The 13,184-nt window shown below is 69.7% G+C and carries 12 protein-coding genes; 4 read left to right on the forward strand and 8 right to left on the reverse strand.

The window, feature by feature from the left end; all coding sequences use genetic code 11:
* Window positions 1-457: VCBS repeat-containing protein (locus AB0J09_RS37980; protein WP_360701900.1), on the reverse strand; the 457-nt coding region annotated here is incomplete at its 3' end.
* A 120-nt stretch (window positions 458-577) separates the two neighbouring features.
* Between AB0J09_RS37980 and AB0J09_RS37985 the strand changes: the two genes are divergently transcribed.
* Window positions 578-1,807 carry a cytochrome P450 gene (locus AB0J09_RS37985; RefSeq protein ID WP_360701903.1) on the forward strand — a complete coding sequence of 410 codons (1,230 nt, stop codon included), beginning with the start codon at window positions 578-580 and terminating at the stop codon, window positions 1,805-1,807.
* Window positions 1,808-1,851: 44 nt separating this feature from the next.
* On the opposite strand, the gene AB0J09_RS37990 is transcribed toward AB0J09_RS37985, so the two are convergent.
* From AB0J09_RS37990 to AB0J09_RS38015, 6 genes are all read right to left on the reverse strand, one after another.
* Window positions 1,852-3,261: an MFS transporter gene (locus tag AB0J09_RS37990; protein WP_360701906.1), complete on the reverse strand. Its 1,410-nt coding sequence runs from the start codon at window positions 3,259-3,261 to the stop codon at window positions 1,852-1,854.
* Window positions 3,258-3,863, reverse strand: coding sequence for a TetR/AcrR family transcriptional regulator (locus tag AB0J09_RS37995; protein ID WP_360701908.1), 606 nt, complete (start codon window positions 3,861-3,863; stop codon window positions 3,258-3,260). The genes AB0J09_RS37990 and AB0J09_RS37995 overlap by 4 nt, the downstream gene beginning before the upstream one ends.
* Window positions 3,864-3,933: 70 nt before the next feature.
* Complete coding sequence (locus AB0J09_RS38000) at window positions 3,934-4,575, reverse strand: biliverdin-producing heme oxygenase (RefSeq protein WP_360701910.1); 642 nt, start codon at window positions 4,573-4,575, stop codon at window positions 3,934-3,936.
* A gap of 199 nt (window positions 4,576-4,774) precedes the next feature.
* Window positions 4,775-6,136: a phenylacetate--CoA ligase family protein gene (locus tag AB0J09_RS38005; RefSeq protein WP_360701913.1), complete on the reverse strand. Its 1,362-nt coding sequence runs from the start codon at window positions 6,134-6,136 to the stop codon at window positions 4,775-4,777.
* 70 nt (window positions 6,137-6,206) lie between these two features.
* Window positions 6,207-6,863 (reverse strand): response regulator transcription factor, encoded by a 657-nt coding sequence (locus AB0J09_RS38010; RefSeq protein ID WP_360701915.1) that lies wholly within the window; start codon window positions 6,861-6,863, stop codon window positions 6,207-6,209.
* 79 nt (window positions 6,864-6,942) lie between these two features.
* The gene (locus tag AB0J09_RS38015; protein ID WP_360701918.1) at window positions 6,943-8,388 is read right to left on the reverse strand and encodes a sensor histidine kinase; all 1,446 of its coding nucleotides are present in this window, start codon (window positions 8,386-8,388) and stop codon (window positions 6,943-6,945) included.
* Between the two features lie 177 nt (window positions 8,389-8,565).
* On the opposite strand from AB0J09_RS38015, the gene lon reads away from it, so the two are divergent.
* Both lon and AB0J09_RS38025 read left to right on the forward strand, forming a co-directional pair.
* The gene (gene lon, locus AB0J09_RS38020) at window positions 8,566-10,923 is read left to right on the forward strand and encodes an endopeptidase La (protein ID WP_360701920.1); all 2,358 of its coding nucleotides are present in this window, start codon (window positions 8,566-8,568) and stop codon (window positions 10,921-10,923) included.
* Between the two features lie 130 nt (window positions 10,924-11,053).
* Window positions 11,054-12,118, forward strand: coding sequence for a Fic family protein (locus AB0J09_RS38025; protein ID WP_360701922.1), 1,065 nt, complete (start codon window positions 11,054-11,056; stop codon window positions 12,116-12,118).
* On the opposite strand, the gene AB0J09_RS38030 is transcribed toward AB0J09_RS38025, so the two are convergent.
* Entirely contained in the window at window positions 12,115-12,543 is a 429-nt protein-coding gene (locus tag AB0J09_RS38030) for a MarR family transcriptional regulator (RefSeq protein ID WP_360701925.1), read from the reverse strand. The genes AB0J09_RS38025 and AB0J09_RS38030 overlap by 4 nt on opposite strands.
* Before the next feature lie 109 nt (window positions 12,544-12,652).
* Between AB0J09_RS38030 and AB0J09_RS38035 the strand changes: the two genes are divergently transcribed.
* Window positions 12,653-13,184, forward strand: a 532-nt coding sequence (locus tag AB0J09_RS38035; RefSeq protein ID WP_360701928.1) for an FUSC family membrane protein, incomplete at its 3' end; no start/stop codon positions are given.

Below are 13,184 nucleotides of genomic sequence, written 5' to 3' on the forward strand. Positions count from 1 at the left end.
CATCGAGGTCCCCGGCGGCCAGCGACGCCCCGAACCGGTCGCTGGACGGCTTGGCCAGCGCCAGCTCCTTGCCCGCGACCAGCCCCTCGACCGAGCCGTTGAAGATCTGGACGACCCCGTTCCCGTCCCCGCCGGGCACCCGGGCGCCCACGAACTCCTCCGACACCCCCACGGCCAGGTCGGCGCACTTGTCCCCGTTGAAGTCCCCCACGGCCAGAGCCGAGCCGAACGAGTCACCCGGCTCCGCACCCTGCTGCGTGAGCTTCGCCTTCTTCCCGGACCCGTACATCACGCTCACCGACCCGGCCCGGGAGTCGTCGTAGGGCGCGGCCACGGCGAGGTCGGGCCGTCCGTCGCCGTCGAAGTCGAGAGGGAGCCCACCGCACGACCGAGCCGCGGTGGGAGTCGTACCGGAAGTGAGAGGAAGAACCAGACAGGCGGCGAGCAGCAGCTTCATACCGGAAGTAATGTCCACACAGGTCGAACCGTGCCTGAACGGCGCGAGAACGGCCCAGGAGAACCGGATGCACATCCGCTCCTGATCCCCAGTGCGGTGGGAACGTGCCACGATAGTCGCGTGGACATCGACCTCGCGGACTTGGACTTCTGGCGCAAGCCGCTCAAAGAGCGGAATGAGGCGTTCGCCCGGCTCCGGCAGTTAGAGCATCCGGTGTTCTTCCCGGAGAAGAAAGTGCCGTTCCTCCGGTCGGGCAAGGGCTTCTACGCCCTCGTACGGCACGCGGACGTGATCGAGGCCAGCCGCAACGCCAAGGTCTTCTCCAGCGAGCCGGCGGTGACCAACCCGGAGCCGCCCGGCTGGGTGAAGCAGGTGTTCGGGGAGTCGATGGTCAACATGGACGACCCGCGCCACGCCCGCCTGCGCAGGATCGTCACCCGCTCGTTCAGCCCGAAGATGCTGGTCGGCCTGCAGAGCGACATCGAGGCCGCCTGCGCCCGCATCGTGGACGACGTCGTCAAGGACGGCCCGCGCGACTTCGTGGCCCAGGTGGCCTCCCGGCTGCCCATCCACGTCATCTGCGACATGCTGGACATCCCACAGGAGCTGCGGGAAAAGGTCCACCAGCACGTCGACATCTCCACCGCCTACACCGGCGTGCGCCCCAGCCTGGCCCGCAGCGTCCAGATGGCCGGACAGAACATGCTGGCCCTGCTGGCCCTGCAGCGCATGGTCATCAAGCTCGGCCACGAGCGCGTCGCCAACCCCAAGGGCGACCTGGTGTCCCTGCTGGTCAACGCCAACCCGGACGGCGAGAAGCTGACCGACAAGGAGCTCGGCTCGTTCTTCGCGCTGCTGCTGGTCGCGGGCAACGAGACCGCCCGCAACACGATGGCCCACGGCGTCAAACTCCTCACCGACAACCCGGCGCAGCGCGAGCTGCTGATGGGCGACTTCGACACGCACGTCAACGGCGCGATCGAGGAGATGGTCCGGTACGTGTCACCGATCATGCAGTTCAGGCGCACGGTCACCGAGGACTACTCGCTGCGTGGGCTGGAGCTGAAGAAGGGCGACAAGGTCGTCCTCTTCTACGGCTCGGCCAACCGGGACGAGTCGGTCTTCCCTGACGCCGACACGTTCGACATCACCCGCGACACCAAACCCCACGTCGGCTTCGGCGGCCCGGGCCCGCACTTCTGCCTCGGCGCCAACCTGGCCAGGCAGGAGATGCGTACGATGTTCCGCGAGCTGCTGACCAGGCTGCCCGGCATCCGCTCGGTCGGCGAACCCGACCTGCTCCTGTCGAACTTCGACAACAGCGTCCGCAGCCAGGCCTTCACCTTCTAGCGTGGCGCGGGTCGCCGGCGTACGGGGCCTTGCCGCCGTTTCTCCTAGTCCTCGGTCGCGAGGACGTTCGTCCTGATGGTGAGGAACGTGATCAGCGCCGCGACCACCATCATCCCGGCGCTGACCAGCATCGCCGCCCGGAACCCCGCGTTGAACACCGGCGGTTCCTTGAACGCGTCGCCCACGAGCCCGACCAGCGGCGGCACCGCGGCGACGGCCAGCAGGCTGCCGGTCCGGGCCACGGCGTTGTTGATGCCGCTGGCCGTGCCCGCGTACCGCTCCTCGGCCGTGGCCAGCACAGTCGAGGTGAGCGGCGCGACCGCCGCGGACAGCCCCAGCCCGAAGACCGTGACCGCGGGCAGGACGCCCAGCAGGTACGAGACGCCCGGCCCGATCGTGCTCATCGCCAGGAAGCCGCAGCCCGCCAGCAGGATCCCGGCCGTCATCGGCCAGCGCGGCCCGATCCGCTTGGCCACCTCGCCGGCCCTGCCCGACAGCAACATCATCAGGATCGTCGTCGGCAGCATCGCCAGCCCCGCCTCGATGGGCCCGAAGCCGGACACCACCTGGAGCTGTACCACGAGCAGGAAGAACACCACGCCCATGGCCGCGTACATGATCAGCGTCACCACGTTCACGGCCGCGAACACATGGTTCCTGAAGATCCCCACCGGCACCAGCGCGTCCGGTGATCTGCGGATCTCGGTCACCACGAATGCCGCCCCCAGCAGCACTCCGGCGATGAGCGGCACGGGCGCGCCCTTCTGGATCAGCCCGTACGTGATCCCGGCCAGCGCCAGCGCCGCCAGCGCCGACCCGAGCACGTCGAACCGGCCCACCGCCTCCTCGTCCTTGCTCTCGGGCACGTGCTGCACGGTGACGAGCACGATGAGCACTGCGAACGGCAGGTTGATCAAGAACGCCCACCGCCATCCGGCCGTCTGCACGAGCCAGCCGCCCAGCAGCGGCCCGATCGCGGCGGCCACTCCGCCGAGCCCCGACCATATCCCCACGGCCCGGGGCCGGTCGTGCCGCACGAACGACGCCTGGATGATCGCCAAGGATCCGGGCGTGAGCAGCGCCCCGCCGATCCCCTGCAGGGCCCGGGCCCCGATCAGGAACTCGATGTTCGGCGACAGGCCGCACAGGGCGGACGCGATGGCGAACCACACGACGCCGATGACGAAGATCGTCCGCCGCCCGTAGCGGTCGCCCAGGGACCCGCCCAGCAGGATCAGGCCGGCGAGGGTGAGCGTGTAAGCGTTGATCGTCCACTGCAGGCCGTCCATGCCCGCGTCGAGCTCTTTGCCGAGGAACGGGAGCGCGACGTTGACCACGGTGCTGTCGAGCAGCGCCAGGCCCGAGCCGAGCACGGTCGCGCCCAGGATCCAGCGGCCGCGGGCGGAGCTGAGCTCGACGTGGCCGTCTCCGGGCACGGTTCCCTGGCCTGTCACGCGGCGCTTTCGGTGCTCAGGGCCCGCAGCACGAACTCGGACACCAGCTCCGCGGCCCGGTCCACCGTCACGTCCCCGCTGATCAGCGGAACCCGCTCGGCGCCGATGACGGCGAGGATCATCCGGGCCGTGGCCTCCACGTCGAGCAGGCGGAAGCCGCCGGACTCCACACCGCTCTCGAGGATCTCCACCAGGGCGCGCTGCATGGGTGCGACGTGCTCGGCCAGCTGCTGGTAGGCGTCCGGACCGAGAGCGGCGCCGAGATCGGCGGCCCCCGGGTGGGGATGGGCGAGCAGGCCCGCCAGCTGCAACCGTACGAACGCCCGCAACCGGTCGGCCGGAGAGGCGCCTTCCGGCAGCTCCCGCTCGTAGCTGTCGATGAAGTACTGGGTCACCCGCTCGGTGAACGCCAGCAGCAGGGCCGCCTTGTCCGGGAAGTAGTTGTACAGGACGGTCCTGGTGATGCCTGCCTCGCCGGCCACGTCCGTCATCGAGATGGCGTCGATGCCGTGCATCCTGGACAGGCGGGAGACGGCCTGCAGGATGCGGTCGCGCGTCTGCGCGCGATGCTCGCCGATGGTGGCGGCCGAGATCCGGGGCATAGGCCTATCGTAGGCCCCTTCCGGTTTCTTCCAGCCGATACCGGGCCCGCTCCGGCCCGAGATGAATCGATCAGGCGGGCTGGCGAGTCCGGTGCAGTTCGGTGAGGACCTCGGTGTTGAGCTGGTAGGCCAGGCGGACCTCGCGGATGACGCGTTGCCGCTCGCGCTCGTCGAGCTCCAGCTCATCGAGCCGCGAGCGGTATTCGCTCTTGAACCTCGGCAGGCTGCCCAGCTCGTCGAAGATGTAGAAGTCGACGCCCCCGTCTTTGCCGTAGCCGTAGATCTTCTGCAGCTCCATCCTGATGAACTGCCCGCCTGACAAATCGCCCAGATAGCGCGTGTAGTGGTGCGCGATGTAGCCGCCCGGCCAGTCGGCCACCTGGTGGATCCGCGCGACCAGCGTGCGGGTGGCCTTGGACGGCGAGATCCGCCGCTGCCAGCCCGGCCCGTAAATCGTCGCCAGATCCCGCTCGAGCGCCCGCTCCCGATACAGCTCGGGGAACACGAACCGGCCGGCCACCGGATGGCCGGCGAGCTGCCGCGACGCCCCGTCGAGGGCGGCGTACGCGAAGTAGTGCTGGGCCACCATCTCGCCGTATTCGTGCTCGCTCAACCGGCCGCCCATGAGCTCCGCGAGATAACTCTCGGACTCGGCGGACTCGTGGTCGGCCCAGGTGGCGTTCCGCAGGGATTCAGAGAACGGCGTGGTCACGGACTACCTCAACTCGCGTGTACGTTTTCATGACGAAGTGTCACAAACGTCGGCACCCGACGTCAAGCTGATGGCGACACTATGTCATGAAAACCCGCCTTTCCACTTCCGTGCCCGGGAAACGCCAGGTCAAGAAGTCACCCGTCCTCACGCCCACACCCGTGGCCGTACCACCTCCTCACCCACCACGCCGCGCCCGCTAGCGGGTGTAGCTGTGCTTGGCGCCCGGCGGGAAGTACTCGGGATCGCCGGATTCCCGCAGGCGGACGAACGGCATCCGCTGCGAGGCGGGCACGTAGTTGGCGAACTCGCTGTTCAGCCTCAGCAGCTGGGCCAGGATCGACTCGCCCACGGCCTGGGCCGTCTCGTCCGACGGCTTCTCGCCGGGCATGAGCTCCACCGTGATCGTCAGATGCCGGTCGCGGTGGGAGTCCTCCACCACCTCCATGACGAACTTCCCCGTCACCGACCCGCTGACCTCGGGCTGTTCCAGGCCGACGGCGATGTTCTCCGGGTAGACGTTCGCGCCGTAGTAGGACACCGTGAAGTGGGCGCGGCCGAAGACGTACACGAACGGCCGCTCCGGTCCCTTGGCCTCGGGCTCGAAGCCGCGCTGCCGGACGAAGCCGAGCATGTCGTCGTACGGCACCACACCGCCCTCGTCGGCGATGTGGTAGCGGATGAGCGGGATGCCGTTGTCGCCGGAGAAGAGCAGCGTGCCCTCGTGCTCCTCGAAGAACCGGACATCCGGGTCGTACTGTACGAGCGTCGGCAGCCTGGACTCGCCGAACAGCTCCCTGGCCGTGCCCGGCCGGGTGGACAGGAAGCGCCGGATCTCGACCGACAGCGGCGTCTCGTTGCCCAGGACGCCCGCGTCGGCGGTGCCGTACAGGGAGGCGATGCCCTTGACCGGGTCCGCGATCCCGGCCCGCTGCGCGACCAGGTTGCGCCACTCCTCGCTGAACACCTCACCGGCCGTGACAAGTTTGATGTTCCAGTCGGCCCAGGGGAGGTCCTCGGTGTCGATGACGTTCTTCAGGAACGGCGGGTAGCCCAGGAGCACGACCTGGTCGAAGTGGGGCGCCAGCTCGGGGATGACCCGCAAGATTTCCCTCCTGTCGGTGCCCGGGGCCACGACAGTGATCGGGTAGCCGCCTTCGGCCAGATGGCGGCAGCAGTTGATGGTGAACAGGCCACCGACCCACGTGCCGAGGGCGAAGCAGACGACGGCGAGGGTGCGGCGCTCGCGGGCGTCGAAGGAGTCCCTGAAGACCTCCTCGAACCGGGCCGCGATCACCCGCTCGTCCTCAGCCGAACGCGGCCAGAAGGACGGGACGCCGGTCGAACCCGAGGACACGGCGACGATGTCCCCGATCAGGCCGTTCCTGCACAGGTCGGGGAGGGGGTGGCGGCGGGTGTAGTTGTCCTTGGACGTCATCGGCACCCGCGCGAAGTCCTGCGGCGTCGCGACGTCCTGCGGGTCGATACGGTGCTCCGCCAGAAACGCCTTGTAGGCGGGAACGGTCTGCGCCACCTGATGAAACAGCTCAACCGGGTTCATCAGCCGACTGTACGGCGGAGGCCCGGGAAGCGGAACGGGGACAGGCCGCTCGGTGGAGCCCGTCCCGGGGTCACTCGCCTGGGCGGACCAGGCCGGTCTCGTAGGCGAAGACGATCGCCTGGGCGCGGTCGCGCAGCCCGAGCTTCATCAGCACCCGCCCCACATGCGTCTTGACCGTCTGCTCCGCCACGAACAGCTTCTCCGCGATCTCCTGGTTGGACAGCGCCTGGGCGATCAGCGTCAGCACCTCCGTCTCCCGCTCGGTCAGCTCGGCCAGGTGCCGGCCCGCCACCGGCCGGGGCCCGCCGAGCTTGGCGAACTCGTGGATGAGCCGCTTGGTGATCGCCGGGGCGATGAGCGCCTCCCCGGCCGCGACCACCCGCACCGCCTCCACCAGCTGCGCGGCGGAGGCGTCCTTGAGCAGGAACCCGCTGGCCCCCGCCCGAAGCGCCTCGTACACGTAGTCGTCGAGGTCGAACGTCGTCAGGATGAGCACCTTCGGCCCGGTCCTGCGCGACAGGAGCTCCCTGGTCGCCTCCAGGCCGTTCATGACCGGCATGCGCACGTCCATGAGCACCACGTCCGGGCTCAGCGCCGCCGCCCGCTCCACGGCCTCCCGCCCGTTGGCCGCCTCGCCCACGACCTCGATGTCCGGCTGCCCGCTCAGGAACACGGTGAAGCCCGTGCGCACCATCCCCTGGTCGTCGGCGATCAGAACCCGGATCAAGCCCTCTTCCTCTCCACGATCGGCGAACGGCGTCGCCCGCAGGTCATCATCGGTCTCGCCTGCGATCTACGGGCCCGCCTCATGGGACGGACTCCTGCCCGTTCTCCACGTCGTCCGTGAGGGGAAGCGTCGCGCGTACCTCGAAGCCCCCGCCCTCGACCGGACCGGCGGCGAGCGTGCCGCCGAGCAGCGCCGCCCGCTCGCGCATCCCCACCAGGCCCTGACCGGCCCCCGGCGCCGAGCCTGGAGCGGTGCCCGGGCCGTTGGCGACCCGCACCCGCAGCTCGCCCGGTCTCCGCGCGATGTCCAGCGTCACCGTCGCGCCGGGCGCGTGCCGCATCGCGTTGCTGAGCGACTCCTGCACGATCCGGTACGCCGACAGCCCGACGGCGGGCGGCAGGCGGCCGACCCGGCCGGAACGTTCGACGAGCACGGCCAGTCCGGCGGCGCGGGCGTTGGAGACCAGCTCGTCGAGACGGTCGAGCCTGGGCTGGGGCGCGGTGTCGGCGCGGCCGTCCTGGTCGCGCAGCACGCCGAGGACCTGGCGCAGCTCGGCGATCGCCTCCAGCGACAGCTCGCGGATCTCCGCCAGCCCCGCCTCCAGCTGCGCGGGATCGCCCCTGGCCTTGAGCGGGACCGCCTCCGCCTGGATCGCGATCACCGACATGTGGTGTGCGACCACGTCGTGCAGCTCCCTGGCGATACGGGCCCGCTCCTCCAGCACCGCCTGCGCACTCTCGGCCTCGCGGGAGCGCCGCTCCTCCTTGACGAGCCTGGCCGTTGCGCTGCGCCGCACGCGTACGTTGTAGCCGAACAGCATCGCGACTGATACCACGACCGTGACCAGAGCCATCGAATTGGGATGGATGATCCAGGCCGCCACGACTGTGATGAACCAGATCCCCAGTGTGATCCGCCGGTCGCAGCGGACGGCGACGGAGTAGACGACCAGCAGGTACGTCAGGACCATCGGGAGCATATAGGGCGGCCCGATGTCGCCGACCGTGGTGGACACCCAGACGCCGACCGGCACCAGCGTGGCCGCGACCCGCCAGGCGGCCAGCGGCCAGCGGTCACGCAGGGCGATCGGCAGGGACGTTCCGATCGCGGTCAGATAGACGAACAGGTCGGAGACCGGCGCGGCCAGGACCGGGTTGAGCACGTGGAGGCGGGCCGCCTCGGCGTTCCAGCCCAGGATCATCGACACCGTCAGGCCGAACAGGACGAGGGCCAGCACGACGTCGGCCGCCTGGACCAGGCTGAAGTTCATGAACGGGATCGGCAGCCCGAGCCGGTGCGGCGTCCTGAACGTCAGCCGCCGCGATCGCGGGGGCGGATCGGCGTCACTCTGGAACAACGCCATGCCGAGGGGCCGCATGGCGGTCGCGGTCAGCCGCTCGAGCCGGCCGAAGGCGCGCTCCCACCAGCTGAGGGCATCCTCTTCAGGCGTGGTCTCCTGCCTGCCGGGGGCGTCCCGGCCGGGCACGCGGCCGCGTCTCACGCGGGGGCGGGGGACGGAGATCACCTGGTCAAGCTTACGGACGCGACTCCCGGACGGCGTCACTCCAAGGTCTGATCCAGAGCGTCACCCTCAGGTATGGCTTACATGATTACGATCGCCGTGAGCGAACATCAGCAAGAGAGGGAACATTGCTGGGCTCCAATGAATTGAGTCGGTATAACTCAACCCTTTGGAGTTCGCATGAGTGAGAGTCTGATCCTCCCGGTCCTGCCGCTGGACGACGAGGTCGTCCTGCCCGGCATGGTCGTTCCCCTGGACCTGTCCGACTCCGAGGTGCGCGCTGCCATTGACGCGGCCCGTGCATCTGGTGGCAACAAGCCGCGGGTCCTCCTCGTTCCCCGGATCGACGGCCGTTACGGCGCGATCGGCGTCCAGGCCGTTGTCGAGCAGGTCGGGAGACTGCCCGGTGGCGAGCCCGCCGCCGTGGTGCGGGGCGTCAACCGCGTTCGCGTGGGCACCGGCACGACCGGACCCGGCGCCGCGCTGTGGGTCGAGGCCGACACGATCGACACCGTGGCCGCCGGCGAGCGCGCCCAGGAGCTGGCCAAGGAGTACAAGGCCCTGGCCACGACGATCTTGCAGAAGCGCGGCGCCTGGCAGGTGGTCGACCAGGTCAACCAGATCGATGACCCCTCGGTGCTGGCCGACAGCTCCGGCTACACCCCCTGGCTGACCACGGCGCAGAAGGTCGAGCTGCTCGAGGCCGCCGACCCCGCCGACCGGCTGGCCAAGCTGATCGAATGGTCCCGCGAGCACCTCGCCGAGCTCGACGTCGCCGAGACGATCCGCAAGGACGTCCAGGAGGGCATGGAGAAGCAGCAGCGCGAGTTCCTGCTGCGCCAGCAGCTCGCCGCCGTGCGTAAGGAGCTCAAGGAGCTCAACGGCGACACGGAGACCGAGGAAGAGGACTACCGGGCGCGCGTCGAGGCCGCCGACCTGCCGGAGAAGGTGCGCGAGGCCGCACTCAAGGAGGTCGACAAGCTGGAGCGGACCTCCGATCAGTCCCCCGAGACCGGCTGGATCCGCACGTGGCTGGACACGGTGCTCGACATCCCCTGGAACGAGCGTACCGAGGACAACTACGACATCACCGGCGCGCGGGCCGTGCTCGACGCCGACCACACGGGCCTGTCCGACGTGAAGGACCGCATCATCGAGCACCTGGCCGTGCGCAAGCGCCGCCAGGACAAGGGCCTCGGCGTGGTGGGCGGCCGCCGCAGCGGCGCCGTGCTCGCCCTGGCCGGTCCTCCCGGAGTCGGCAAGACCTCGCTGGGCGAGTCCGTGGCCCGCGCGATGGGCCGCAAGTTCGTACGAGTCGCGCTCGGCGGAGTACGCGACGAGGCCGAGATCCGCGGCCACCGGCGCACCTACGTGGGCGCGCTGCCCGGTCGCATCGTCCGCGCCATCCGCGAGGCCGGCTCGATGAACCCGGTGGTCCTGCTCGACGAGGTCGACAAGGTGGGCGCCGACTACCGCGGCGACCCGACGGCCGCCCTGCTGGAAGTGCTCGACCCGGCCCAGAACCACACGTTCCGCGACCACTACCTCGAGGTCGAACTGGACCTGTCCGACGTGCTGTTCCTGGCCACGGCCAACGTCCTGGAGGCCATCCCCGGGCCGCTGCTGGACCGGATGGAGATCGTCACGCTCGACGGCTACACCGAGGACGAGAAGGTCGCGATCGCCCGCGACCACCTGCTGCCCAGGCAGCGGGAGCTGGCCGGGCTGACCGCCGAGGAGGTCACGGTCGAGGACGACGCGCTGCGCAAGCTGGCCGCCGAGTACACCCGTGAGGCGGGCGTCCGGTCGCTGGAGCGCGCGGTCGCCAGGGTCCTGCGCAAGGTGGCGGCCAAGGACGAGCTGCCCGTCACGGTCGGCGAGGACGACCTCGTCGGCTACCTCGGACGGCCGCGGTTCGTGCCGGAGTCGTCCCTGCCCGAGGCCACCCAGCGCACTTCCGTGCCGGGCGTGGCCACGGGCCTGGCGGTCACCGGCGCCGGCGGCGACGTCCTGTACGTCGAGGCGTCCCTGGCTGATCCGGAGACCGGCGAGACGGGCCTCACGCTGACCGGCCAGCTGGGCGACGTGATGAAGGAGTCGGCCAGGATCGCGCTGTCCTACCTGCGCTCACACGGGGCGGAGCTGGAGCTGCCGGTCACCGCGCTGAAGGACCGCTCGGTGCACGTCCACTTCCCGGCGGGCGCCGTGCCCAAGGACGGTCCCTCCGCCGGTGTGACGCTGACGACCGCGCTGGCGTCCCTCCTGTCCGGCCGTCTGGTACGCGGTGACGTGGCCATGACCGGCGAGATCTCGCTGACCGGGCGGGTCCTGCCGATCGGCGGAGTCAAGCAGAAGCTCCTGGCGGCGCACCGCGCGGGCATCACCACAGTCCTCATCCCGGCCCGCAACGAGCCGGACCTGGACGACGTGCCCGAGGAGGTCAGGAACGAGCTGACCATCCACGCGGTCAGCGACGTCCGCGAGGTCCTGGACATCGCGCTCGTCCCGGCGGAGGTGGTCGCTACGGTCGCCGCCTAAAGAGGGCAAAGATGGGCGAATCATTCAGTCGTTTGACTGGATGATTCGCCCATGCTGTTATGAGGGCATGCTGTACGAGCCCCCGGCGCTGGAGCCCGTGGACAAAGGCGTCCTCGAGGAGATCGAGGAGATGCGGCGCGACCTGAAGTACCGGCTCGCCGAGACGCACCGGTGGGACGGGCAACTGCGCAGGCAGTTGCAGGCGCGGGCGATCCAGGGCTCGAACTCGATCGAGGGCTACCGGGCCAGCGTCGAGGACATCGAGTCGATCATGGCGGGAGAGGAGCCGCTGGAGACGTCGGCGCCGGTGGCGCGGGAGATCGCGGGATACCAGCAGGCGCTGACCTACATCCAGTTGCTCTCTCGCGCACCGGCATTCAGGTTCGACGTAGGGCTGCTCAACTCGCTCAATTTCATGATGATCGGTCATCATCGCGACAAAACCCCTGGTGTGATGCGGCCGGGCGGAATCTATGTGCGCAACTCCGCGACCGGAGAGGTCGTCTACGAGGGTCCGGATGCCGAACAGGTGCCTGGCCTGATGGGCCGGCTCGTCGAGTGGCTGAACGACGGGGATCTCGCCGCGCCGAGCTATGTGCGCGCCGCAATGGCACATTTCAACCTTGTCGCGATTCATCCTTGGCGTGACGGAAACGGCAGGATGTCGCGCGCCTTGCAGACACTGGTCCTCGGCAGGGATCAGATTCTCACGCCCGAGTTCTCCTCCATCGAGGAGTGGCTCGGCCTGGGCGAGAACACGATCGACTACTACCGCGCGCTTCGCGAGATTCAGCAGGGTTCGTGGCGGCCGCATGGTGAGACCCTCAGCTGGGTGCGGTTCTGTCTGAAGGCGCACCACATGCAGGCGCAGCGGGTCCGCCAGCGGCTGGCCGAGGCCGGAGAGATCTGGATGCTCCTGGAGGAACAGGTCGACGCCGACGGGCTCAACAGCCGCACCGTCTCCGCGCTCTACGAGGTGTTCGTGAACAGGCGGCTGCGCAGGAGCCGCTACCAGGCCGACGAAGGCCTCAGCCAGGGGCAGGCTGCGCGCGACCTCCGCGATCTCGCCGCCAAGGGCTGGCTGCAGCCGTACGGCGAGACCAAAGGCCGCTTCTACGCGCCAGGGCCGCGCATGGACCGGATCAAGGCCGACTTCGCCGGACGCGTCACGCCGCTGCGCGACCCGTACCGCTAGGTCTGGAGCTGTTCGAGCAGGTCGGCCGCCACTGCCAGGATCCGGCACTCGGCGGGGGTGAGCTTGCGGGCCAACGCTTCCGTCAACCACTGGTCCGTGGCGCCGACCTGCTGCGTGAGCGTCGCGGTGCCACGTTCGGTGAGGACGATGTGGTGCCTGCGGCGGTCGTCCTCGTCGCGTGAGCGGCGGATCAGGCCCTGCTCCTCCAGCGAGGCGAGCACGCGGGTGACGGACTGGGGCTGGAGGTGTTCGGCGGCGGCGAGCTCTCCCGCCGTCATCGCGCCGCGCCGGTGCAGGTGGCCGAGCAGGGACAGGGACAGGCCGCCGAGGCCGTGCGCGGGACGCTCCTCGCGCAGGCGCCGCGCCAGGCCGATGGCCGCCCGGCGGAGTGCCACGGCTGTGGCCCGCAGGTCCTCATCGTTCATGATTATTACGCTATCACTTACTAATTCCCAGAGAATCCACAGAAATCAAGCCATATTCGCTACGCAGTGCGTAGGAATATCGGTATGCTGGCACGCCGGGAGGTGCTGCGTGCGGATCGAGGTGCGACGCATGGCGCCCGCCGCGCTGGCGCTCGGCGGGCCGCTCGCGTGGGGAGTCGCCTCGGGGTGGCCTGCGCTCGGCGCCCTGGCGGCCATCGGAGCCCTCGCCGTGAGCGGCGTCTCCCTGGGAAGAGTCTCCCCGGGGCCTGGGCGCCTGGCTGTGGGCCTCTGTTCGGCCCTGGCTCAGGGAGCCGCCGTGGTGGCGGGCACGGCTGTGGCGGGGCTCGCCGGGGCCGTCGTCGCGGGGCGAGGGTGGATCACCGCGGTGACCGTCGTGCTCCTCGCGGGCCTGCTCGCGGTGGTGGGCGGGATCAGCCGTCCCATGGCCGAGCACAGCACTCGCTTCATCGTCTTCATGGTCATCACCACCGGTGTCGCAAACCACGTCGAGCCGGTCGCCGCCGCCGTGCTGTTCGCCGAAGGGGCGATCTGGAGCCTGCTCGTCACCGCGCTCTGCGTCCACGCGAAACGCCCTCGGCGCGGCGGCCGCGAACGTCATCCGGAGTCCGCGGCCGGCGCCC

Origin of the sequence: Nonomuraea sp. NPDC049784, assembly GCF_040659615.1 — a bacterium.
Classification (GTDB): Bacteria; Actinomycetota; Actinomycetes; order Streptosporangiales; family Streptosporangiaceae; genus Nonomuraea.

Bases quoted from the DNA above. Each gene is read 5' to 3' on its own strand.
- AB0J09_RS37995 (WP_360701908.1), bottom strand. From the start codon at position 3,863: ATGCCCCGGATCTCGGCCGCCACCATCGGCGAGCATCGCGCGCAGACG.
- AB0J09_RS38030 (WP_360701925.1), bottom strand. From the start codon at position 12,543: ATGAACGATGAGGACCTGCGGGCCACAGCCGTGGCACTCCGCCGGGCG.
- lon (WP_360701920.1), top strand. From the start codon at position 8,566: ATGAGTGAGAGTCTGATCCTCCCGGTCCTGCCGCTGGACGACGAGGTC.
- AB0J09_RS38005 (WP_360701913.1), bottom strand. From the start codon at position 6,136: ATGAACCCGGTTGAGCTGTTTCATCAGGTGGCGCAGACCGTTCCCGCC.
- AB0J09_RS38025 (WP_360701922.1), top strand. From the start codon at position 11,054: ATGCGGCGCGACCTGAAGTACCGGCTCGCCGAGACGCACCGGTGGGAC.